The sequence below is a fragment of the Pseudomonas sp. H1_G08 genome (assembly GCF_054681355.1).
In genome coordinates this window covers 572,670-594,829 of the sequence record NZ_CP162822.1, presented here as the reverse complement: position 1 = coordinate 594,829, position 22,160 = coordinate 572,670, and the positions used below count along the sequence as shown (strand labels likewise).

The following is a 22,160-nucleotide window of genomic DNA, read 5'->3' as shown; positions in this document are numbered from 1 at the left end:
AGAAATGGGTCGGCTGTCAGGCCGCCTTCGCGAGCAGGCTCGCTCCCACAGAACAGCAAGAGCAAGAGCAAGAGCAAAAGATCGCAGCCTTCGGCAGCTCCTACAGTTGGATCGTGGGCATCCAGCAAGAAATGGGTCGGCGGTCAGGCCGCCTTCGCGAGCAGGCTCGCTCCCACAGAACAGCAAGAGCAAGAGCAAGAGCAAGAGCAAGAGCAAGAGCAAGAGCAAAAGATCGCAGCCTTCGGCAGCTCCTACAGTTGGATCGTGGGCATTTGGGAGAAACGGGTTGCTCGGCAGGCCGCCTTCGCGAGCAGGCTCGCTCCCACAAAAGCAAAAGCAAAGCAAAGCAAAGCAAAGCAAAGCAAATCAAAGCAGCGCAGCTGCCCGCGGCAAAGCCGCCCCACTCAACAATGAGCGCAAGCTCGAGTACCGCTTTTGATCTTGATCCACCGGCGACGTCGGAAGGCTGAGTGGAGGGATTGATCCGGGCGTGGGAGCGTAGCGACCGTTCGACGAAGTCGAACACAGCGGAAGGAGGTGCAGCGAAGCAAACCGGAGCCGCTGCGCCCGGATCAGTCCCGCAGCGAAGGAACCCGAGCCTGCGAGGGCCGAACGTAGGAGCAAGCCTTTTGGGTTACCTTTTTGGCGTTTGAAAAAGGTGACCCGCCGTAAGGGCGGAACCGTAATCAGCAACACCCGCAGAAACGGATCTACACCCAAAACCCCCAACAGCCTGGTCGGCCCAAAGGCCGCCAAGGCCCCAAAAAAAAGGCAACCCCAAAAAGCCGCCTGTATAAACGATCAATCCGCCAGCCAGCCATTCTCCCAATACCGCAGATTGTCACCACGCAACACATAATCGCGCATGACCACCTCGTGCAGCTCGTCACCCATGCGATAACTGGCGTCAGGGTCGGCCAGATGCATGCGAATCGCCTGCAGCCACTCATCAGTGCTGTTGGTCTTCACCCGCGTGCACGGCAGATAGCCCTGATAGGCTTCGGTATCAGTGCAGATGACCGGGTAACCGCAGGCGCCGTATTCCAGCAAACGCAGATTGCTCTTGCAGTCATTGAAAATGTGAAACTCCAGCGGTGCCAGGGCCAGGTCGAGGTTCAGACTGGCCAGCTTGGCCGGATAGACGTCCAGAGGAATCACACCGTGGAACTCGTGCATGTACGGACGCAGGTCATCCGGGCACATGCCAAAGAATACCCAGTCGACTTCGTTGGCCAGCTCACGCACGACATCGGCAATCACCGCCAGATCGCCATGGTGGCTGGTGCCTCCGCCCCAACCCACGCGAGGTTTTTTCGAGGTGCGGCGCTGACCCCGCAAACCGGTCCAGAGGTTTTGCGCGAGCATGTTGGGGACTACGCGAATGTCGTGGTGCATGTCCGACAGCGCATTGGCCAGTGGTTGAGTCGACACCACCACGCGGTCGCACAGGCTGATCGCCTGGCGCACCATCCGTTCCATTTCCTGCTTGCTGGGCATGTTGCGGATATGCGCATTGCGATGCGGAACATCAATCACATAGTCATCCAGCTCGAAGATGCGCCGGGCATGGCAGAACTTTTTCAGCGGCGGGATTTCATCGATCGCGCCCTGGGAATAGCGCCCTTGCAGGACGATGACATCCGGCGACTGACGCTCGATTTCAATGATCGACGGCAAACCGTAACGAATACACCCTTCGGCCCGGTTCGCCGCTTCCAGCTCTATCAGCGGCTGACTCATGCGGTAATGGCCAATCGCTGAGGCATTGATCGGCACGGCGAGTACGTTGGGCAATTGCGGCCTGGAAAAAGCAGTCCACCCCGTACGCAGGCCCGGCTCAAGGCTGAAACTCGTCGCGCCGACGCCCTGCAAGGACAGGTTGACATTGAAGGCCGGATCGCGGGCAATGCGCGGCAGCCAGCGCTTGTAGAAGATTTCCTGCTCGTGCAAATGTTGCTCGCCTTGCTCAGCTGTCGACTCGACAGTCGGGCGCACGCCCTGAGCCAGCAAGGCATAAGGCGTCCACACTACCAGGTAGCCTTCCTGGCCGATGCGCAGGCACAGATCCACCACGTTCAGCGCCTGCTTCAGATCCTCTTCATCAAGCCCTGCCACCGCCTCGAAAACCGCCTTGCGCACCATCAGGCAATCACCGCCGACCGCACTCAGATCGTGGGCGGCCTGGAGCCGGAACATATAACCGTCCGACTGCAGCGACTGTCCATAAAATGGCAACCCGACCGCGCCCTGCATCCCCAGAATCATGCCGGCATGCAGCACATAACCATCCGGGTTGAACAACTTGGCGCCGACCACGCCGACTTCCGGGCGCTGCGCATGATTGAGTAGCTCGTCCAGCCAGTCGGCGTGGGTAATCACCGCAAAGGTATTGAGCAGCAGCACATATTCGCCACGAGCCTTGGTCACGGCAAAATTGTGCAGGGCAGCCATGTTGTCCGGCTGCGGGTACGTCAGCACGCGGATTCGGTCACCACCCAATTGCGCGATGCCGTCCAGCCATGCTCTGGCCTCAGCGGTTTCGCTGCCGTTGTCGACCAGCAGCAGTTCGTATTCGGCGTAGGCGCTTTTTTCCAGCACGGTCTCGACACACCGCTGCAAGGCAGCGGTCTGATCCCGGGTCACGATGATGATCGACACAAGCGGACGGCGCGCGTGCCGATAATCGACACGATTGAGCAATTGGCAACTGCCACGGCGGATTTCATGGGCAACGCCAATGCGTTGCAGATGCGCTTCGAGCACACGAGGGTTCTGTTCGATGACGCCTGGCTCGGCCAACCACCGCGACAGATCGAATGGCGACTCCAGCAGAACTTCGGCGACATGCCCGATCACTTGGGTGCCGTCGCTTTCGACCATGCGCCACAGCATGTCGTGAGGAGCCAGTTCGGTGAACGTCGTGTCAAAACCACCCAGCGCCAGAAAGCGTTCGCGCTTGAACGCCAAGGCGCGCCCGACATACGGGTAGCTGCGCATCAGATCAAGGTTGAAATCGGGTTTGAAGGCGGGTTCCACGGACTCACCATCGCGCAGACCGCCTTCATCGCTGTACACGCAACCGAGCGACGGCGAGTGCGCGATCCGGTCAGCCATGACCAGCAAGGCCGGCGCCATCAGCCGGTCACCGGCCTGCAACAGGTAAAACCAGTCGGCGCCCTCCAGTTGGGGCAACAACGCGTTGATCTGACCCAGCCCGTCACCTTCCAGTGGCATGTGGAACACGCGGCCATCCAGCGTCGCCTCGTTACAGGAAGCGGACAGCACCAGAATCAGTTCAGGGGCATAGTCCTGCCGAGCAAGCGCCTCAAGCGTGCGCTCGACTCCATCGCGACTGCCCTGGGCATCAATGACGATCGGCACTATTCGCGGCTGTTGTGGCCAGGCGGCCAGAGTTTCCGGCAGTAACTTGCGCTGCCCTTCAGTGAGACTGCGGCATTGCAGCCAGTGCGCGTAGAGTTCGGCGAAGCTCCAGCTATCGATGCCGACGCACCACTCCTGGCGACTCTGCTTGGTACCCAGCGTACGACTCAGGGGCAGCTCTTCCCAGACACGCGGCATTGCGTCAGCCTTGGTCAGCGGGACATAGCGCACCCAACCCGGCGCTGGCGCCGACTCGCCGCTGCGCGCCTTGAGCATTTGCAGAATCCACTCGCGCTCGACCTCGACCGCGTCTTTCATCGGCTGCTGAGCACTCAAGCGCTCCGGATACAGCCGCTCGGCACTGAGCACGGTGTTCGACATCGCCAGATTGCCGCGCCGCAGCAGGCATACGTACAAGGCGAAATCCAGGGTGGCGACAAAGCAGTGGCCGTCCTGAGTCAGCGCCGGCAACAAGTCGACGAGGTCCGAACGACGGAACAAGGCGCTGGAGAAACCGCCCAGCACATTGACCGGAAATTTTTCAAAAATGCCCAGCAGGTCGTCACCCTTGAACAGACCGCTGGCCGGTGACAACGAAGTGTTTTCCAGGCGCGCCGGCAGAATGATGTCGTCGGCGTCCCAGAATAACCGCTGAGCCAGCACCAGGCTGACTTCCTCACGCAACATCTCGTGCGCCTGCTGCTCGATGCAGGCGGCATAGAGATGATCGTCGTCACACATGAACTTGACGAATTCACCCTGCGCCTGATCAAGGCACGCCTTGAGATTGCCGACCATGCCCAATGTGCGCGGGTTGCGCACATAGCGCACGGCAACACCCGAGCGCTCGGCCACAGCGCTGACAATCCCTTCGATCTCATGACCACGACTGTCGTCGCAGACAATGATCTCAAGAGGCGCGTATGTCTGGCTGACGGCGCTGTTCAATGCCCGCTCGAAAAAGCGCGGATTGAACGCAGGGATGGCAATGCTGACGAGGGGGAGTGAATTCACGGCGGGCTCACAGGCGGTACGAGCCCGCTCGCAAAAACGAGCCCTTGATACCGCAAAAAATCATTAACAGAGGGACAACGTTGGCGGGCGCGCACGCGCCCGCCAATCATCAGATCTTGTTGAACAGCCCCAACTGACTGATCTTGCTGAACGCCAGTTGCGCGGCTTGCAGCATGGTCTGTTGCAGGGTCAGACGGGTCATGACTTCAGCCGGATCGGAATCACGAATCGAACCCTGGGTCGTGCTGTTCGCCGTGGTCAGGCTGTCGTTGGTAATGGTCTGCATGTCCAGCGCCTGGCCGCGCGCACCAATGGTGGTGACTGCGGTGCCGATCTGGTTGGAAGCTGCATCGATGTTGCCGAGGCCTGCCTCCATCGCGCCCTGCAATTTCTGCTTGGCAACCGGGTCACCGTCGACTGGCGTATTCAGCGCGGTGATCATCTGGCCCAGAGTGTCGAGCACGTTCTGGGTCTGATGATTGTTCGGCTGGATCGAGAACTGATCACCAGCGGCCGGCGCGCTGCCCAGGGCGAAAGTCACACCGGCAGCGGTGGCGTTACCGCCGGCGACCGTGCCCGAGGAAACCGGCTTGCTGTCGGCGGTCACTGGCGCGGCATACAGATCGAAATCGGTGGCGCTGGTGAACTTGAGCACCGCGCCGCCCTGCGGGAACGCTGCGGTGTAGGCTGCCTGATCGGTGATGGTCGAACCGGTGATCACGCTGGTCGACGGGTTACCCGGATTACGCGTGGTGGTGAACGAGTCCGGCGAGGCCGACAGCTGAAAACTGTGCCCTGCGATAACGGCGTCCGGATTGGTATCGCCAGCCTTCAGGTTGACGTTCAGCTTGAGGTCGACACCACGGAAGCTGACAGTCTGGTTGGCGCCGGTGCTGTTGCTGATCAGGCCATTCTGGCTGGCCTCGGCAGTCACATCGTTACCCAAGGCATCGGTGATTTTCAGCTGGGTGCTGCTGACGAAATCGATGGTATACGGCTGCCCGGCGGTGAACTTGGCGTCGTAGGTGGCGGCAGTGCCGACGGTGCCGTTGGACAGCACGACACGGCCGTCATCCACAGCTGGCGCAGTCATTTTGGTGTTGGTGCGGCCGGTGTTGATGGTCTGCTGGAACGCGTCCCAACCGGTGGTGTTGGTACCCACGGTCATGCCGTCGCCGATGCCCAGATCGATGGTGGTCTGGTCGCCGTTGTAGCTGAACGTGCCGTCAGAATTCTTCGAATACGGCGCGGTATCGGTTTTCGAACCGGAGAACAGGTAGTTGCCGTTGGCATCCTTGGCGTTCATCAGGCCCAGCACTTGCTGTTGGATCTCACCCAGTTCCGAGGCATATGCCTGGCGGTCCTTGTCGGTGATGGTGCCGTTGTTCGCGGCCAGCGCCAGCTCTTTGGCTCGCGCAAGCGCCGTGGTAATCGAATCCAGAGTGGACTCCTGCACGGTCAAGGCGCTTTTGGTGGTGTTGACGTTGGTCTTGTACTGATCGAGCATCGCCGCCTGCTGGCCCAATTGCAGCAAGCGCCCGGCACCGATCGGATCATCGGCGGCGGTGTTGATACGCTGCAGGCTGCTCGCCTCGCTCGCGGTAGCGACAGCCTTGTTGAAGTTACGCTGATAATCCGAGGCTTGCGTTCCGTAATACTGGGCGGTGGAAATGCGCATGAATTACGACTCCTTAAAGGCTGTTGATCAGCGTGGCGAAAGTTTCCTGCGCAGCTTTGATGATCTGCGAAGACGCTGTGTAGTACTGCTGGTACTTGACCAGGTTGCCGGTTTCTTCGTCCAGGTTGACCCCGGACAACGAATCGCGGGCACCCTTGGCGTTCTCCAGAATCGCCGTGGTTGCGGCGCTGTCGGACTTGCCTTGGGCGGTCTTGGTACCGACGTTGGTCACCAGGGTGTTATAGGCGTCAGTCAGGCTGATGCCCTTGCTCGCCGAACCGGTGTCCACGGTCTGTTTGGTTTGCAATGCGACCAGTGCCTGGGCGTTGCGGTTGTCCGAAGACGCCGCGCCGGTCAGGTTCATGGTGAAGGTCTCGCCGGTTTTCGGCGTGCCGCCCACGGTGGTCTGCACGGTGAAGGTCTTCTGTACGTTCGGCGTGACGGTAGTGTCCATCACCGGGTTGCCGCTGGCATCGACGATGCCGACTTTCAGGTTCAGCGTGTTCGACTGGCCAGGCACGATGGTGCCGGTGCCGATGGTCGCGCCCTTGGCGTCGACCAGGTTGTACGACTGGCTGCCACCGCTGGCTGCACCGAATACCAGTTTGACCGGCGTTGAATTCTTCAGCGCCGCCTGCATGTCAGCCTGGGCGGTCGGGTTGTAGATATCGATCTTGTCGCTGAGCGTCGGCTGGGTGTACGTGCCCAGACCGTTGGCGCTGGCGACGCCGGTCAGCGGACCTGCCGCAGCGATTTTCTTCGGATCGGTCAGGACCGTCTGAATGCTCGCCGCCGCGTTGCGGGTCGGCGTGATCTTGAACGAGTCACCCGCGCTCAGCGCGCCGCCATTCAAGGCCAGGGTGAAACCGTCGATCACTGGCGGCGGATTGGTCGTGGTGCTGAATGCGCCCAGATCAGTACCGTCGGAACGTTTGACGGTGTAATCGGTAGCGCTGGTGAAGGTCACCTGATAATCGCTGGTGGTCAGCTTGCCGGTGTCCTTGATGGTCACATCGAGGTTGCCCGAACCGGCGCTGTTGCCATCCTTCGCAATGCTGCGCTGACTGATCAGGGCGGCACTGTTGATGTTGTTGAAAATCGCCGCGCCGAAGTCACCGTTCTTGTCGATGCCCTGGGCTTGCTGGCTGTTGATCTGATCGGCAATCACCAGGGCCACGCGACCGAGCTCGTTGAGCGATGGGTCGAGGACTTCCTTGCGATAGGTCAGCAGACCGCCGATTTCGCCGCCGCTGATCACCGAAGTGATGTCGATGGTGCTCGAACCGCGATCCATCTGGATCGACATGCGCGACGGGTCGGTCTTGCTCGCGACCATGCTCAGGCTGTTGGTGGTGTTGCCGATGACCAGCGGCTGGCCGCTGCCGACATAAATGTCGAAGCTGGTGCCGCGCTCGACGACTTGCGCACCGGTAAGCTCGGAGAGTTGACGCACGGCTTCGTTACGGCTGTCGAGCAGGTCGTTCGGCGCCCCGCCGCTGGTGGAGATTTCGCCGATCTTCTGATTGAGATTGGCAATCGCCGTGGCGAGCTTGTTCACCTGGGCAGTCATGTCGCCGAGGCTGCCGTTGATCGTGGTGTTCTGATCGTTGAGCTGCTTGGCCAGGGTATTGAAACGGCTGGTCAGCGCCTGCGCGCCGGTCAGCACCGACTGACGCGAAGTGTCATCGGTGGCCGACGTCGATACGCCCTGCATCGAGGTGAAGAATTTCTGCAGTACACCGGTCAGGCCAGTGTTGGTGTCCGACAGCATCGCGTCCAGCGGCGTCGCCTGCTTGAGGAAGGCAGCCGATTCGCTGTCCAGCGACGTCGCGGTGTGCAGCTGCGATTCCAGATACGAGTTGTACACCCGGCGCACGTCGGCCAGGGTCGTGCCCGTGCCGATGAAAACGCTGCCGTACTGCTGCGAGGACTTGGTGCCCTGCACGGTTTGCTGACGTGAATAACCGGCGGTGTCGACGTTGGCAATGTTGTTGCCTGTCGTAGCCAGAGAGGACTGGCTGGCCGACAGTCCCGACATCCCGATATTGAGCAAACTCATGGTTCAGACCTTATTACCTGGTGCCTTATAAAGGCGTGGTGGAGACACCCGCCGCAGCGTAGTTTTCAAAACTGTTCATCTGCTTGGCAATTTGCGAAATCTTCGTCGCGTAGTTCGGGTCGGTGGCGTAACCGGCCTTCTGCAACTCGCGTACAAACTGTTCTGGGTTATCGGCCGACTTCAGCACTTCTTGATAGCGATTGTTGCTCTGCAGCAACGTCACCAGATCGTGGAAGCTGTCCTTGTACGAGGCATAGGAACGGAACTCGGCCGTCTCCTTGACCATCGCGCCATTGCGGAACTCGCTGGTGATCGCGCGGGCCGAATCGCCCTTCCAGTTGCTGCTCGCCTTGATGCCGAACAGGTTGTGGCTGCTGCTGCCATCCTGGGCGCGCATGACCGATTTGCCCCAGCCGGTTTCCAGTGCCGCTTGCGCCACCAGATAACGCGGATCGACGCCGATGCGGTCAGCGGCTTCCTTGGCCATCGGCAACATGGTGTTGACGAATTCGTCGGCGGAACTGAAGGCCTTCGTCGCCGGTGCCAGCGGAATCTGCGCCATGGCGCGGCCGTAGACCTGCATCTGCCCGCCAGCGGCTTTCTGCTCTTCAGCACGGGCCAGCCAGTCACCGTTGTACAACGCGCCGGAGCCTGTGACGGCGGTAGTCGTGGCCCGTTGCGGCAAGGCGTTGGTCGCTGCGGCCGCAGTGCTGGCAGTGGCCACGCTCGGCGCCGACGGCACCAAGCCTGCGAGCAAGCGATCGGCCAGTTTCGGCGGCAATGCCAGACGCCGCTGGTTGATCAGCGCCATGTCGTTGCGATGGGAAATATCGGTGTTGTTCGGCGCATGCACCGAGCGCGATGCCCACAACGGACGCTCGCCGTTGACGCGGGACAGCGGACCGGTGGCGACGGTGCCAGCGGCAATCGGCGTCGGCACGGCGGCGGCCTTGGCCAGCGCTTCCTGCTGCTTGGCGGCGGACGCGGCGGCAGCCTCGCCCGGCGCCATCGGCTTGTTCTTCGACATCTGGCGGATCAGCACGTCGGCCAGGCCGATACCACCGCCCTCGCGGGACATCGAAACCGCCAACTGCTGGTCGTACATTTCCTGATACTGCTTGGCCGCCGGCGTGTTCAGCGGGTTGTCCTGACCAAGCGCTTCGGTGGCCGAGCGCATCGACTTGAGCATTTCGCCGAGGAACAGCGACTCGAACTCCTGCGCAACCTTGCGCATGTTTTCGTCGCTGTTCTTGTCGCCGACCTTGAGCTGGTTCAGACGATTGAGGTCGGAGTAGGAACCCGAATCGCTGCTGCTGACCAGACCGCTTTTGCGCATATCCATGGTGGCCGGCCTCAGATCACGATCAGGTCGGCTTGCAATGCGCCGGCCTGCTTCAAAGCTTCAAGAATCGCCATCAAGTCACCCGGTGCTGCGCCGACCTGGTTTACCGCACGGACGATCTCGTCGAGGGTGGTGCCCGGGCCGAACTTGAACATCGGTTTGGCTTCCTGTTCGGCATTCACCCGCGAGCGCGGTACGACGGCGGTCTGGCCGTTGGACAGCGGGCCCGGCTGGCTGACGATCGGGTCTTCGGTGATGGTCACGGTCAGGCTGCCGTGGGTCACGGCGGCTGGCGACACTTTCACGTTCTGGCCGATGACGATGGTGCCGGTGCGCGAGTTGATGATGACTTTCGCCACCGCCTGACCCGGATCGATTTCGAGGTTTTCCAGAATCGACAGGTAGTCGACGCGCTGGCTCGGATCCAGTGGCGCAGTGACGCGCACCGATCCGCCGTCGATGGCTTGGGCGACGCCAGGGCCGAGCATGTCGTTGACCTTGTCGACGATGCGCTTGGCGGTGGTGAAGTCGGAACGGTTGAGGTTCAGCGTCAGGCTGTTGCCCTGGTTGAAACCGCTCGGCACCGCACGTTCCACCGAGGCACCGCCAGGGATGCGACCGGCCGACGGAACGTTGACGGTGATCTTCGAACCATCGCGGCCTTCAGCGTCGAAACCGCCAACCACGAGGTTGCCCTGAGCGATCGCATAGACGTTGCCGTCGATACCCTTGAGCGGCGTCAGCAGCAAGGTGCCGCCGCGCAGGCTCTTGGAGTTACCGATCGAGGACACGGTGATGTCGACCTGCTGACCTGGCTTGGCAAACGCTGGCAGATCGGCACTCACCGACACCGCCGCAACGTTCTTCAACTGCACGTTGCCCGATCCCGGCGGCACCTTGATGCCGAACTGCGAGAGCATGTTGTTGAAGGTCTGCAGGGTGAACGGAGTCTGCGTCGTCTGGTCACCGGTGCCGTTAAGCCCGACCACCAGGCCGTAACCGATCAACTGGTTGGAGCGCACGCCGGAAATGCTGGCGATGTCTTTCAGCCGCTCGGCGTGTGCGGTGAACGCCGCAGACATCAACAACGCGGCCACCATAAGGCTCTTGAAATTCAAAGTCGCCACCTAGAAAGGGAACAGCGGGCTGAGGAAGAAACGGTCGAACCAGCCTGGCTGACTCGTATCGGCAAACGCGCCGGTACCCGAGTAGGTGATGCGCGCATCGGCGACACGGGTCGACGACACGGTGTTGTCGGTCGCGATGTCATCGGCGCGGACCATACCGGCGATGCGCACAAGTTCGTCACCGGTGTTGAGCGTCAGCCACTTCTCGCCACGCACGGCGATGATGCCGTTGGGCAGCACGTCGGCCACGGTCACGGTGATCGAACCGGTCAGGCTGTTGCTCTGCCCGGACTTGGCGTCGCCCTTGGTCGAACGGTCGGCGCTGTAGCCGGCGTTGAGGCTCAGGTCACCGCCACCAATCGGGTTGTTGGTGGTCAGGCTGGAGCCGAACAACGAGGTCAGACCGATCGAGTTATCGCTGTTCTTGTCCATCTGCGAGTTGGCGTTCTTGCTCGCCTGGGTGCGCTCGTTCAGGGTGATGGTGATGATGTCACCGACCCGGAACGCCTTGCGGTCGCTGTACAGGTTCTGCTCGAAGCCGGCCTGATAGATCGAGCCGTTATTGGCAGCCGCCGGCAACGGTGTGCGCGGCAACACCGGGGCGTAGTAAGGGTCATTGGGCTTGGGCGTCGGGGCGACGCAGCCCGCGAGCGAGACGACCCCACTCAATGCCAGAACAGATACAAAGCGCTTCATGACCCTACCTCACGGTGTTGCTGGCGACCTCAGGCCGCCCCAAAGACTGGATTACAGATTCTGCGTTACGAACGAGAGCATCTGGTCGGCGGTGGAGATCACCTTGGAGTTCATCTCGTAGGCGCGTTGAGTGGTGATCATGTTGACCATCTCTTCAACGGTGCTGACGTTCGAGGTTTCCAGGGTGTTCTGCAGCGTGGTACCGAAACCGTTCAGGCCCGGGGTGCCGATCTGCGGCGCGCCGGAAGCAGCGGTTTCCAGGAACAGGTTGTTGCCCACTGCTTGCAGACCGGCCGGGTTGATGAAGTCGGCGGTCTGCAGGTTGCCGATCACTTGCGAGGCCGGGTTGCCGGCGATGGTGATCGACACGGTGCCGTCACGGCCGACAGTGAAGGTCTGCGCATCGTTCGGGATGATGATCGCCGGTTCCAGCGCGAAACCGCTGGCGTTGACGATCTGGCCATTGGAGTCGAGGTGGAAAGTACCGTCACGGGTGTAGGACGTGGTGCCGTCCGGCTGCAGGATCTGGAAGAAACCGCGACCGTCGATGGCCATGTCCAGCGGCTGCTCGGTGGTTTGCAGGCTGCCGGCGGTGAAGTTTTTCTGGGTACCGACAATGCGCACACCGGTACCCACTTGCAGACCCGACGGCAGTTCGCTGTCCTGGGTCGACTGGGCGCCTGGCTGACGCTTGATCTGATAGAGCAAGTCCTGGAACTCGGCACGGTCACGTTTGAAACCCGTGGTCGAAACGTTCGCCAGGTTGTTGGAAATGGTGGTCAGGTTGGTGTCCTGGGCGGACAGACCGGTTTTGGCAACCCATAGAGCCGGAAGCATTCGATTCTCCTCGTGCGCCTGTTTTACGGCGCGACGTTCTGATAATTAGCTGATCTGCAAGACCCGAGCCATGGCCTGGTCGTCGTCTTTGGCGGTGTTCATCATCTTGACGTGCAACTCGAATTGCTTGGCCAGGGCCAGCACCGAAGTCATTTCTTCCACGGCATTGACGTTGCTCGACTCAAGGAAACCCGAGACCAGTTTGACGTTGGCGTCGGCTTGCGCCGGCTGGCCGTCCTTGGTGTAAATCGAACCGTCGAGGCCTTTGTTCATGTTCTTGATGTCCGGGTTGACCAGCTTGATCCGGTCGACTTCGGCCATGACGCGCGGACCTTCGCCCATTGCGCGAATGCTGATGGTGCCGTCTTCACCGACTTCGACCTGCTGCTCGGGCGGCACAGCGATCGGGCCGCCATTACCGATCACCGGCATGCCGTTGCCGGCGCGCAGTACTCCGAGGGCATCGATGTTGAGGCTGCCGGTACGCACGTAGCTTTCACCACCGCTGGGGTTTTGCACGGCGATGAAACCGTTGCCGGATACCGCGACGTCGAGTTCACGACCGGTCTGCACCAGCGAGCCCGGCGTGAAGTCGGTGGCAGGACGTTCGCTCATGGCAAACGCGCGCGCCGGAAAGCTGTCACCGAATACCGGCATCGAACGCGCCTGCTCGAGGTCGCGCTGAAAGCCGTTGGTGGAAATGTTCGCCAGGTTGTTGGCATGCGCCCGTTGCGCCAGTGCGTTCTGGCTGGCGCCGGTCATTGCCACATAAAGGTACTTGTCCACAGTGTTTCCTCTGCATGCCGGACGTTTGCCGCCCACCGCTGTACTGCTCAGCCATAAGCAATTTGCAGACCAACTTTTTATTGGCGGGCGAAGGCCCGGTAAACAGGGGACTTGAGGGGATTGGAGGGAGAATCTGAAATGGTTTGAAGACGAAAAACCGGCGGTGTCATGCCGGTTAGTGGCAATCCTGAGTTCGGCGGGGGATGGAGATCCTGTGGCGAGGGGATTTATCCCCGTTCGGCTGCGCAGCAGTCGCCAAGCCTGCAAATGAGGTCGCTGGGAAGAAAAAGCGGGGCGGCTTCGCCGCCCATCGGGGATAAATCCCCTCGCCACAAAGGCTCTATTTAGCTTTCGGAGGTTTTGCCAACCTCATACTCACGCAGCTTGTTGGCAATGGTGGTGTGCGAAACACCGAGTCGCTTGCCCAACTGCCGACTGCTTGGATGCTCGGAATACAGCCGTTCCAGCACCGCTTTCTCGAAGCGCCCGACGATCTCGTCCAGACTGCCGTCGAGGGAAAAATCGCCAAGCGGCTGACGCACGCCGTAATCCGGCAGGCGAATATGTTCGGCCTTGACCGTGCCGCCGTCGCACAGGGAAACCGCCTGGAACAGCACGTTCTCCAGTTGCCGCACATTGCCCGGCCAGTGGTAATGGCTGAGGCGATCCATCGCCGCCGGGGCCAGTTTCGGCAGCGGACAGCCGATCTGCCGACTGGCCTGGTCGAGAAAGTGTTCAACCAGCGGCGTCAGACCGTCGAGGCACTCGCGCAGCGGCGGGATGTGCAGCGACAGCACGTTCAAGCGGTGATAGAGATCCTGGCGAAACTCGCCGCGCGCGCACAATTCGGACAAGTCCACCTGGGTCGCGCAGATCACCCGCACGTCCAGATACACCTCTTCATCACTGCCGACGCGACGGAAGCAACCGTCCTGAAGAAAGCGCAGCAATTTGACCTGCAAGCGCGGGCTCATCTCGCCGACGCCATCGAGAAACAGCGTGCCGCCAGCGGTCAACTCCAGCAGGCCAAGCTTGCCCTCAGCGCGAGCGCCTTCGAAAGCGCCGGGGCCGTAGCCGAACAGTTCGGTCTCGGCCATCGACTCCGGCAACCCGGCGCAGTTGAGCGCCATCAACGGTGACTGTCCACGCGGGCTGGCGAGGTGACAGGCGCGCGCGAGCAGTTCCTTGCCGGTGCCGGTTTCGCCTTCTATTAATAGCGGTGCATCCAGCGGCGCCATGCGTCGCGCTTCGCGGACCACAGCGGCCATGACTTTCGAGCTCTGGAAGATACTGTCGAAGCCGCGCAGCTCCTGTTTGCGCACGTTGTAGATGCGCTCGCCGACCCGATCGGCGCGGTGCAGAGTCAATACGGCGCCGGCCATGGCCTCGCTGTCATCGTGCTCCGATTGCAGCGGCGCGATGTCGGCGAGAAAGATGTCGCCCTTGACCTTGACCCGCATGCCGTTGATCCGCGACTTGTTGGCGCGCACCAGTTCCGGCAGGTCGAAATCCTCGGCGTAGCGCGACAGCGGAATCCCCGGCACTTCATCGACGCGCACCCCGAGCAACTGCGCCGCCGCGCGGTTGGCCGCAACGATTGAGCCGCCCATGTCGATCGACAGCACCGGAAACTCCAGTGCGCCGAGCAGTGCGTTCAATTCCATGTGTCGGCGTTCGCTGGGCATCAGCCCGACGCGCTTGACCCCAAACACCCCGCCGATCGCCTCGAACTTGGGGCGCAACGCCTGGAACTGGATGTTGATCAGGTTCGGGCAGTGCAGGTAGATCGCATTGCCATGCTCACCACCCACCTCGCCGCGTGCGACGTTGATCCCGTACGCCACCAGCAGATTGAGAATGTCGCGCAGGATGCCGATGCGGTTCTGGCAGTGGACTTTGATGCGCATAGAAAAAGGCCCGACAGGTTTGAAAGATAAACACATGTCCTTGTGGGAGCGAGCCTGCTCGCGAAGGCGCCAGCACATTCAGTATCGATGTGTCAGACAGACCGCTTTCGCGAGCAGGCTCGCTCCCACAGGGTTCTCTGGCGCGCCCGGGGCAGATGTTTCTGTCGAGGCACGCAGATAGTTGTCAAGATTATGTGACAGCCCCGACCTTTTTCAAACCCGCCAATCACCGTAAATGCGCATTACCCGACAAAGCGTAACGATAACTTTACGAAATACGCAGAATTTTCCTACGCACACACCGGTCAACATGCTGCACGCCCTGTCACTCTCGGGTATTCCTTTAGCCATCGCTGGACATAACAAAAACGAATTTCCTAGCAGGAGAGCAGCATGAAGCAGACGCAATACGTGGCTCGCGAGCCCGATGCGCAAGGTTTTATCGACTACCCCGCCGAAGAACATGCGGTGTGGAACACGCTGATCACTCGCCAGTTGAAGGTGATTGAAGGTCGCGCGTGCCAGGAATACCTGGACGGTATCGAAAAACTCGGTCTGCCCCACGACCGCATCCCGCAACTGGCCGAGATCAATAAAGTCCTCGGCGAGACCACCGGCTGGCAAGTTGCCCGGGTGCCGGCGCTGATTCCTTTCCAGACGTTTTTCGAGTTGCTTGCCAGCAAGCAATTCCCCGTCGCCACCTTCATACGTACCCGCGAAGAACTCGACTACCTGCAAGAGCCGGACATCTTTCACGAGATCTTTGGTCATTGCCCGTTGCTGACCAACCCGTACTTCGCTGAATTCACCCACACCTACGGCAAGCTCGGCCTGCAAGCGACCAAGGAAGAGCGCGTGTATCTGGCGCGGCTGTACTGGATGACCATCGAATTCGGTCTGGTCGACACCCCGCAAGGCAAGCGCATCTACGGTGGCGGGATTCTGTCCTCGCCCAAAGAAACCGTTTACTGCCTGTCGGACGAGCCCGAGCATCAGGTTTTCGATCCCCTGGAAGCCATGCGCACGCCGTATCGCATCGACATCCTGCAGCCGCTGTACTTCGTCCTGCCCAATCTCAAGCGCCTGTTCGACGTGGCCCATGAAGACATCATGGCCATGGTTCGTCAGGGCATGCAGTTGGGCTTGCACGCGCCGAAATTTCCGCCGAAACCCAAAGCCGCCTGAACCGCGACTTTTGCTGACAATTGCGTCTGTCCGTCGCCGCCACTTTGCTTTAGCGTGACGGCATTGGCGGCACACGCGCTTTAATAAAAAACACACTCGTTTTCAGGAATACACCATGTCGACTTTGAACCAAGCCCACTGCGAAGCCTGCCGCGCCGATGCGCCACAAGTCAGCGACGAAGAACTGCCGATCCTGATCAAGCAGATCCCTGACTGGAACATCGAAGTACGCGACGGCATCATGCAGCTGGAGAAAGTTTTCCTGTTCAAGAACTTCAAGCATGCGCTGGCCTTCACCAACGCCGTGGGCGAGATCTCCGAGGCCGAAGGTCACCACCCGGGCCTGCTGACCGAGTGGGGCAAAGTCACCGTGACCTGGTGGAGCCATTCGATCAAAGGCCTGCACCGCAACGACTTCATCATGGCTGCGCGCACTGACGAAGTGGCCAAGACCGCAGAAGGACGCAAGTAATGCACTTCGACGCCATCGGCCGGGTCCCCGGCGACCCGATTCTCGGTTTGATGGAGGCCTATGCGCAGGATGCCAATCCGCGCAAGTTCGACCTCGGCGTTGGCGTCTACAAGGATGCCCAGGGCCTGACGCCGATCCCGGAAGCGGTGAAAATCGCCGAGGCGCGACTGGTCGAAAGCCAGGACACCAAGACCTACATCGGTGGCCACGGCAATCCGCTGTTCGGCAAGGTCATCAATGAGCTTGTGCTCGGTAGCGACTCGGCATTGATCGCCGAACAACGCGCCGGCGCCACCCAGACCCCGGGAGGCACCGGTGCCCTGCGTCTGGCGGCCGACTTCATCGCGCAATGCCTGCCGGGCAAAGGCGTGTGGTTGAGCAACCCGACCTGGCCGATCCACGAAACCATTTTCGCCGCCGCCAAGGTCAAGGTCAGCCACTACCCGTACGTGGGTAGTGACAACCGCCTCGACGTCGAAGCGATGCTCGCCGTGCTCAAGGAAGTGCCGAAGGGCGACGTGGTGCTGCTGCATGCGTGCTGCCACAACCCGACCGGTTTCGACCTGAGCCATGACGACTGGAAGCGCGTGCTTGAAGTGGTGCGCAGCCGCGATCTGCTGCCGCTGATCGACTTTGCTTATCAGGGTTTTGGCGATGGCCTGGAGCAGGACGCGTGGTCGACCCGGTTGTTCGCGGCGCAAGTGCCGGAGCTGCTGATCACCAGTTCCTGCTCGAAGAACTTCGGCCTGTATCGCGACCGCACCGGGGCACTGATCGTCTGCGCGACCAGCGCCGACAAGCTCATCGACATCCGCAGCCAACTGGCCAACATCGCCCGCAATCTGTGGTCGACGCCGCCGGATCACGGCGCGGCGGTGGTCGCGACCATCCTCGCCGATCCAGAGCTGAAAGCGCGCTGGGCCGATGAAGTGGAAGCGATGCGTCTGCGGATCGCCCAGCTGCGCAGCGGTCTGGTCGAAGCGCTGGAACCCCACGGTTTGCGCGAGCGTTTCGCACACATCGGTGTGCAACGCGGGATGTTCTCCTACACCGGCCTGTCGCCGGAACAGGTGAAAACCCTGCGCGAGCGGCACAGCGTGTACATGGTCCGCTCCGGCCGCGCGAACGTCGCCGGCATCGACGCCACCCGCCTCGCATCGCTCGCCGACGCCATCGCCGACGCCTGCAAATAGCCCCCCCGCCCGACTGATCGTTCCCACGCTCTGCGTGGGAATGCCTCTTCGGACGCTCTGCGTCCGCTTTGGGACGCAGAGCGTCCCCGGCTGCATTCCCACGCGGAGCGTGGGAACGATCGAAGATCAAAAGATCGCAGCCTTCGGCAGCTCCTACATTTGTTTCTGCGGTGACCTTCTGGCTTCCTCCCCTGCGGCCATCTGTCGCATTAATTTGAATTAAAAGTCTGATTGTCATTTTTCCTGCTGTATCCTGCGCAGGCTTTGTAAAGCGCGGAGCACCTGATCTATCAACAGACTTAGCGAGGAGCGCACCCATGCACGAGATTCCCAATCTCCCCTTCCCAAGCCTGCACGTACCTGAGCAGACGACCCCGCAACACGCCGGCGCTGAAAAGCCCGAGCCGCAAGAAGCCGCTGACAGCCGCAAAGCCGACAGCGAAGAGTAAGACCCGCCGTACAGACCGTGTGGAAAGCGCTAACATGCGCTTTCCACACTGCCTGAAACCCGAGCCCGCCATGACCGACGAATTCTCCGAAAGCCAAGCTGCCGTGCTGATCGGCGCCACCGAGAAGATGATCGAGATCTGGAATCGCCTCTCGCCCGAGAAGCAAGCTGCCCTGCTCGAACGTTTCGGCAGCGAAGAAAACGCCCTCGCCGCCCTCGTCACCACGCAACTGGTCGCCCCGGCGAAATCCTGAAAGCGCCGCCCGGCAAATAGTTTTACTTTTCCCCGCCCTTGAACGGTTCACGCCGGTATCATGAGCAGCCTATCTAATCTGCTGCTCCCGTGGATCGTTACCCATGTCGTCTATATCCGAGCCCCAGCGTCCGCTGGCGGTTACGCTGCAAGTAGTCTCCATCGTCCTCTTCACCTTCATCGGTTACCTGAACATCGGCATCCCGCTCGCCGTGTTGCCGGGCTATGTCCACAGTGACCTTGGTTTCGGCGCCGTGATCGCCGGGCTGGTGATCAGCGTGCAATACCTCGCCACCCTGCTCAGCCGTCCATATGCCGGCAAGATCATCGACAACCAGGGCAGTAAACGCGCAGTGATGATTGGCCTCGCTGGTTGCGGCTTGAGCGGTGTGTTCATGCTGATTTCCGCGTGGACGCCGAACCTGCCGCTGCTCAGTCTGATCAGCCTCTTAATTGGCCGTCTGGTGCTGGGCAGCGCGGAAAGCCTGGTCGGTTCCGGTTCGATTGGCTGGGGCATCGGCCGGGTCGGCGCGGCGAATACGGCGAAAGTGATTTCCTGGAACGGCATCGCCAGTTACGGCGCCCTGGCGATCGGCGCGCCGTTCGGTGTGTGGCTGGTAAGCAGGTTGGGGCTGTGGAGCATGGGCGTGAGCATCATCCTCCTCGCCCTGCTCGGTCTGGCGCTGGCATGGCCGAAGACCGCCGCGCCGATCGTCGCCGGCGAACGCCTGCCGTTCATGCATGTGCTGGGCAAAGTCTTCCCCCACGGCTGCGGGCTCGCGCTGGGTTCGATCGGTTTTGGCACCATCGCCACTTTCATCACCCTGTATTACGCGACCCAGCACTGGGACAACGCCGTGCTGTGCCTGAGCCTGTTCGGCGCCAGCTTCATCGGCGCGCGGCTGCTGTTCGGCAACCTGATCAACCGCCTCGGCGGATTTCGCGTGGCGATTGCCTGCCTGTCGGTGGAAACGTTGGGGCTGTTGTTGCTGTGGATTGCTCCGGATGCGCATTGGGCACTGGCCGGTGCGGCGCTGAGCGGTTTCGGCTTCTCGCTGGTGTTCCCGGCGCTGGGCGTGGAGGCGGTGAATCTGGTGCCGGCCTCGAGCCGTGGCGCGGCGGTCGGTGCCTATTCACTGTTCATTGATTTGTCGCTGGGGATCACCGGGCCGCTGGCCGGGGCGATCGCAGCAGGATTCGGTTTTGCTTCGATCTTCCTGTTCGCCGCATTTGCAGCGTTGAGCGGCCTTGGCTTGAGTGTCTATCTGTACAAGCACACGGCGAAGTATCGCGAGGTTTAGAAGTCCACCTTGCCGCGCCCGGCCTTGATACTGCCGCGCTTGGTTTTCGACTCCAGCCGACGCTTCTTCGAGCCAAGGGTCGGCTTGGTCGGGCGGCGTTTCTTTTCCACTTTGGTGGCGCTGAGAATCAGCTCGACCAGCCGCTCCAGCGCATCGGCGCGGTTGGCTTCCTGGGTTCGGTATTGCTGCGCCTTGATGATCAGCACGCCATCGCTGGTGATACGGCTGTCACGCAGTGCCAGCAGGCGTTCCTTGTAGAACTCCGGCAATGACGAGTTGGGAATGTCGAAGCGCAAGTGCATGGCGCTGGAGACCTTGTTGACATTCTGCCCACCGGCGCCTTGCGCGCGGATGGCGGTCAATTCGATCTCGGCATCCGGCAGATGCACATTGTTGGAAATCACCAGCATGGAAAAGCGTCCGTAATCAGAGCGTGCAGGATAACCCGATTCACTCAACCTCTGTGGGAGCGAGCCTGCTCGCGAAGGCGGTGTGTCAGTCGATGCAGATGTTTCTGATGGACCGCTTTCGCGAGCAGGCTCGCTCCCACAGGGTTCGGTGTGATGTCAGATTTTTCCATTTCAAAACAACAAACCCGGCACTCTGGCCGGGTTTGCTGTTTCTGCTTGAGCGGTTACTTGGCGATCACTGGCAGCGCCTGCTGGGCACTGCGCTTGTTCTTGATCAGGTAGCAGACCCACATGAACACCACCCACACCGGAATCGCGTATACCGATATCTGAATCCCCGGGATCAGCAGCATCACGCCGAGGATGAACACCACGAACGCCAGGCAGACGAAGTTGCCGTACGGGTACCACAGCGCCTTGAACAGCGGCGTCTGCTTGGTCTGGTTCATGTGCTGGCGGAACTTGAAGTGCGAGTAGCTGATCATCGCCCAGTTGATCACCAGCGTCGCAACCACCAGCGACATCAGCAGTTCCAGCGCGTGCTGCGGGATCAGGTAGTTGAGCAACACGGCAACCAGTGTCACTGCCGCCGAAGCCAGAATCGAACGCACCGGCACACCGCGTTTATCGATCTTCGCCAGACCTTTCGGCGCATCACCCTGCTCGGCCATGCCCAGCAGCATACGGCTGTTGCAGTAGGTGCCGCTGTTGTATACCGACAGCGCGGCGGTCAGCACGACGAAGTTGAGGATGTGCGCGGCGGTGTTGCTGCCGAGCATCGAGAACACTTGTACGAACGGGCTGCCGCTGTAGGAATCGCCCGAGGCGTTGAGCGTTTCCAGCAGGCTGTCCCAAGGAGTCAGCGACAGCAGGATCACCAGCGCGCCGATGTAGAAAATCAGGATGCGGTAGATCACCTGGTTGATCGCTTTCGGGATCACGGTTTTCGGTTTATCGGCTTCAGCAGCGGTGAAGCCGAGCATTTCCAGACCGCCGAAGGAGAACATGATGATCGCCATGGCCATCACCAGACCGCTCAACCCGTTGGGAAAGAAACCGCCGTGGGACCACAGGTTGCTCACCGAGGCTTGCGGGCCGCCGTGGCCGCTGACCAGCAAGTAGCTGCCCAGGGCGATCATGCCGACGATGGCCACGACCTTGATGATCGCAAACCAGAATTCGGCTTCACCGAAGACTTTGACGTTGGCCAGGTTGATCGCGTTGATCAGCACGAAGAATGCAGCAGCGGAGACCCAGGTCGGGATGTCCGGCGCCCAGTAATGGATGTACTTGCCGACCGCTGTCAGCTCGGACATGCCCACCAGAATGTACAGAATCCAGCAGTTCCAGCCCGAGAGGAAACCGGCGAAACCGCCCCAGTATTTGTGGGCGAAGTGGCTGAAGGAACCGGCCACCGGCTCTTCGACGATCATTTCGCCGAGCTGGCGCATGATCATGAAGGCGATGAAGCCGCAAATGGCGTAGCCGAGGATCATCGACGGGCCGGCGGATTTCAGTACCCCGGCAGAGCCGAGGAACAATCCGGTACCGATCGCGCCACCGAGGGCGATCAGTTGAATATGGCGATTTTTCAGGCCGCGCTTTAGCTCGCCTGATTGCGAGGGTTGTCCACTCATGAAAAAGGTCTCACGCAAGGTTTGATGATGTTCAGTAGACGTTGCTGCAAGGTTGCGATTTCAGGCAGCCCCGATCAAACCCCAGCGCAGGCACCAGGAGTTCAGCTCATTTACAACGGTCATGCGTCACCTGTTTGTTTTTATCTGTGACGAAATCGAACCCGGCACGCTTGTGGCGCGGCGGAGTGAACAAGGCGGATAGCCTCGAGATTTTTGCGATTACGCAGAGGGTCACAGTTAAAACGCGGCGCATTGTACACCGCTAACCCCCTGCTGCCAGACCCGCCTGATCAGCGTGTCGGTTGCCGGGATTGCACGTGTCCGCCTCGACAGTGCCGAGCGGCTGCAAAATATGAGTCAGGCCTTTGCAGGCCATCGACGGGGACGAGGAAAAAACCGTCCCACGGGGAGAAGTGGAAATCAGTCGCGGCGTT

General features: G+C 60.8%; 17 protein-coding genes. 6 read left to right on the top strand and 11 right to left on the bottom strand.

Features of this window, described 5'->3' with window-relative positions:
* Nucleotides 1–801: 801 nt before the first annotated feature.
* From AB4N85_RS02725 to AB4N85_RS02685, 9 genes are all read right to left on the bottom strand, one after another.
* Nucleotides 802–4,395, bottom strand: coding sequence for a glycosyltransferase (locus tag AB4N85_RS02725; protein WP_252868995.1), 3,594 nt, complete (start codon nt 4,393–4,395; stop codon nt 802–804).
* Between the two features lie 109 nt (nt 4,396–4,504).
* Nucleotides 4,505–6,073, bottom strand: coding sequence for a flagellar hook-associated protein 3 (locus AB4N85_RS02720; protein WP_150636629.1), 1,569 nt, complete (start codon nt 6,071–6,073; stop codon nt 4,505–4,507).
* 13 nt (nt 6,074–6,086) lie between these two features.
* Nucleotides 6,087–8,132, bottom strand: coding sequence for a flagellar hook-associated protein FlgK (gene flgK, locus AB4N85_RS02715; RefSeq protein WP_071171415.1), 2,046 nt, complete (start codon nt 8,130–8,132; stop codon nt 6,087–6,089).
* 25 nt (nt 8,133–8,157) lie between these two features.
* Complete coding sequence (gene flgJ, locus AB4N85_RS02710; RefSeq protein ID WP_460066912.1) at nt 8,158–9,474, bottom strand: flagellar assembly peptidoglycan hydrolase FlgJ; 1,317 nt, start codon at nt 9,472–9,474, stop codon at nt 8,158–8,160.
* Nucleotides 9,475–9,485: 11 nt separating this feature from the next.
* Nucleotides 9,486–10,574: a flagellar basal body P-ring protein FlgI gene (locus tag AB4N85_RS02705; RefSeq protein WP_024012083.1), complete on the bottom strand. Its 1,089-nt coding sequence runs from the start codon at nt 10,572–10,574 to the stop codon at nt 9,486–9,488.
* Nucleotides 10,575–10,601: 27 nt separating this feature from the next.
* Nucleotides 10,602–11,297: a flagellar basal body L-ring protein FlgH gene (gene flgH / locus AB4N85_RS02700; protein ID WP_016771110.1), complete on the bottom strand. Its 696-nt coding sequence runs from the start codon at nt 11,295–11,297 to the stop codon at nt 10,602–10,604.
* A 51-nt stretch (nt 11,298–11,348) separates the two neighbouring features.
* A complete protein-coding gene (flgG, locus tag AB4N85_RS02695) occupies nt 11,349–12,134 on the bottom strand; it encodes a flagellar basal-body rod protein FlgG (protein WP_016771111.1) in 786 nt (261 codons plus the stop codon).
* A 45-nt stretch (nt 12,135–12,179) separates the two neighbouring features.
* The gene (locus tag AB4N85_RS02690) at nt 12,180–12,920 is read right to left on the bottom strand and encodes a flagellar basal body rod protein FlgF (protein WP_016771112.1); all 741 of its coding nucleotides are present in this window, start codon (nt 12,918–12,920) and stop codon (nt 12,180–12,182) included.
* A gap of 344 nt (nt 12,921–13,264) precedes the next feature.
* Nucleotides 13,265–14,827 carry a sigma-54-dependent phenylalanine hydroxylase transcriptional regulator PhhR gene (locus AB4N85_RS02685; protein WP_016771113.1) on the bottom strand — a complete coding sequence of 521 codons (1,563 nt, stop codon included), beginning with the start codon at nt 14,825–14,827 and terminating at the stop codon, nt 13,265–13,267.
* A gap of 393 nt (nt 14,828–15,220) precedes the next feature.
* Between AB4N85_RS02685 and phhA the strand changes: the two genes are divergently transcribed.
* From phhA to AB4N85_RS02655, 6 genes are all read left to right on the top strand, one after another.
* A complete protein-coding gene (gene phhA, locus AB4N85_RS02680; protein WP_056783748.1) occupies nt 15,221–16,012 on the top strand; it encodes a phenylalanine 4-monooxygenase in 792 nt (263 codons plus the stop codon).
* 115 nt (nt 16,013–16,127) lie between these two features.
* Nucleotides 16,128–16,484 (top strand): 4a-hydroxytetrahydrobiopterin dehydratase, encoded by a 357-nt coding sequence (locus tag AB4N85_RS02675; protein WP_016771115.1) that lies wholly within the window; start codon nt 16,128–16,130, stop codon nt 16,482–16,484.
* Nucleotides 16,484–17,677: an amino acid aminotransferase gene (locus AB4N85_RS02670; protein ID WP_310214923.1), complete on the top strand. Its 1,194-nt coding sequence runs from the start codon at nt 16,484–16,486 to the stop codon at nt 17,675–17,677. Before AB4N85_RS02675 ends, AB4N85_RS02670 begins: the two co-directional genes overlap by 1 nt.
* 317 nt (nt 17,678–17,994) lie before the next feature.
* Nucleotides 17,995–18,126 carry a hypothetical protein gene (locus AB4N85_RS02665; RefSeq protein ID WP_016771117.1) on the top strand — a complete coding sequence of 44 codons (132 nt, stop codon included), beginning with the start codon at nt 17,995–17,997 and terminating at the stop codon, nt 18,124–18,126.
* Nucleotides 18,127–18,196: 70 nt separating this feature from the next.
* Nucleotides 18,197–18,379 (top strand): hypothetical protein, encoded by a 183-nt coding sequence (locus tag AB4N85_RS02660; protein ID WP_039761215.1) that lies wholly within the window; start codon nt 18,197–18,199, stop codon nt 18,377–18,379.
* A gap of 112 nt (nt 18,380–18,491) precedes the next feature.
* Complete coding sequence (locus AB4N85_RS02655) at nt 18,492–19,679, top strand: MFS transporter (protein WP_041479047.1); 1,188 nt, start codon at nt 18,492–18,494, stop codon at nt 19,677–19,679.
* Here the strand turns inward: AB4N85_RS02655 and arfB are convergent.
* Nucleotides 19,676–20,089 carry an alternative ribosome rescue aminoacyl-tRNA hydrolase ArfB gene (arfB, locus tag AB4N85_RS02650; RefSeq protein ID WP_016771119.1) on the bottom strand — a complete coding sequence of 138 codons (414 nt, stop codon included), beginning with the start codon at nt 20,087–20,089 and terminating at the stop codon, nt 19,676–19,678. The two genes, AB4N85_RS02655 and arfB, sit on opposite strands and share 4 nt — an antisense overlap.
* 224 nt (nt 20,090–20,313) lie before the next feature.
* Nucleotides 20,314–21,726, bottom strand: coding sequence for an amino acid permease (locus tag AB4N85_RS02645; RefSeq protein WP_460066905.1), 1,413 nt, complete (start codon nt 21,724–21,726; stop codon nt 20,314–20,316).
* Nucleotides 21,727–22,160: the final 434 nt, after the last annotated feature.

What these genes read in the sequence shown, in the direction of transcription:
- flgK (WP_071171415.1), bottom strand. Translation starts at nt 8,132, where the DNA reads ATGAGTTTGCTCAATATCGGGATGTCGGGACTGTCGGCCAGCCAGTCC.
- AB4N85_RS02645 (WP_460066905.1), bottom strand. Translation starts at nt 21,726, where the DNA reads ATGAGTGGACAACCCTCGCAATCAGGCGAGCTAAAGCGCGGCCTGAAA.
- AB4N85_RS02685 (WP_016771113.1), bottom strand. Translation starts at nt 14,827, where the DNA reads ATGCGCATCAAAGTCCACTGCCAGAACCGCATCGGCATCCTGCGCGAC.
- AB4N85_RS02670 (WP_310214923.1), top strand. Translation starts at nt 16,484, where the DNA reads ATGCACTTCGACGCCATCGGCCGGGTCCCCGGCGACCCGATTCTCGGT.
- flgG (WP_016771111.1), bottom strand. Translation starts at nt 12,134, where the DNA reads ATGCTTCCGGCTCTATGGGTTGCCAAAACCGGTCTGTCCGCCCAGGAC.
- phhA (WP_056783748.1), top strand. Translation starts at nt 15,221, where the DNA reads ATGAAGCAGACGCAATACGTGGCTCGCGAGCCCGATGCGCAAGGTTTT.
- arfB (WP_016771119.1), bottom strand. Translation starts at nt 20,089, where the DNA reads ATGCTGGTGATTTCCAACAATGTGCATCTGCCGGATGCCGAGATCGAA.
- AB4N85_RS02720 (WP_150636629.1), bottom strand. Translation starts at nt 6,073, where the DNA reads ATGCGCATTTCCACCGCCCAGTATTACGGAACGCAAGCCTCGGATTAT.
- AB4N85_RS02665 (WP_016771117.1), top strand. Translation starts at nt 17,995, where the DNA reads ATGCACGAGATTCCCAATCTCCCCTTCCCAAGCCTGCACGTACCTGAG.
- AB4N85_RS02705 (WP_024012083.1), bottom strand. Translation starts at nt 10,574, where the DNA reads ATGGTGGCCGCGTTGTTGATGTCTGCGGCGTTCACCGCACACGCCGAG.
- AB4N85_RS02675 (WP_016771115.1), top strand. Translation starts at nt 16,128, where the DNA reads ATGTCGACTTTGAACCAAGCCCACTGCGAAGCCTGCCGCGCCGATGCG.
- AB4N85_RS02660 (WP_039761215.1), top strand. Translation starts at nt 18,197, where the DNA reads ATGACCGACGAATTCTCCGAAAGCCAAGCTGCCGTGCTGATCGGCGCC.
- flgH (WP_016771110.1), bottom strand. Translation starts at nt 11,297, where the DNA reads ATGAAGCGCTTTGTATCTGTTCTGGCATTGAGTGGGGTCGTCTCGCTC.
- flgJ (WP_460066912.1), bottom strand. Translation starts at nt 9,474, where the DNA reads ATGGATATGCGCAAAAGCGGTCTGGTCAGCAGCAGCGATTCGGGTTCC.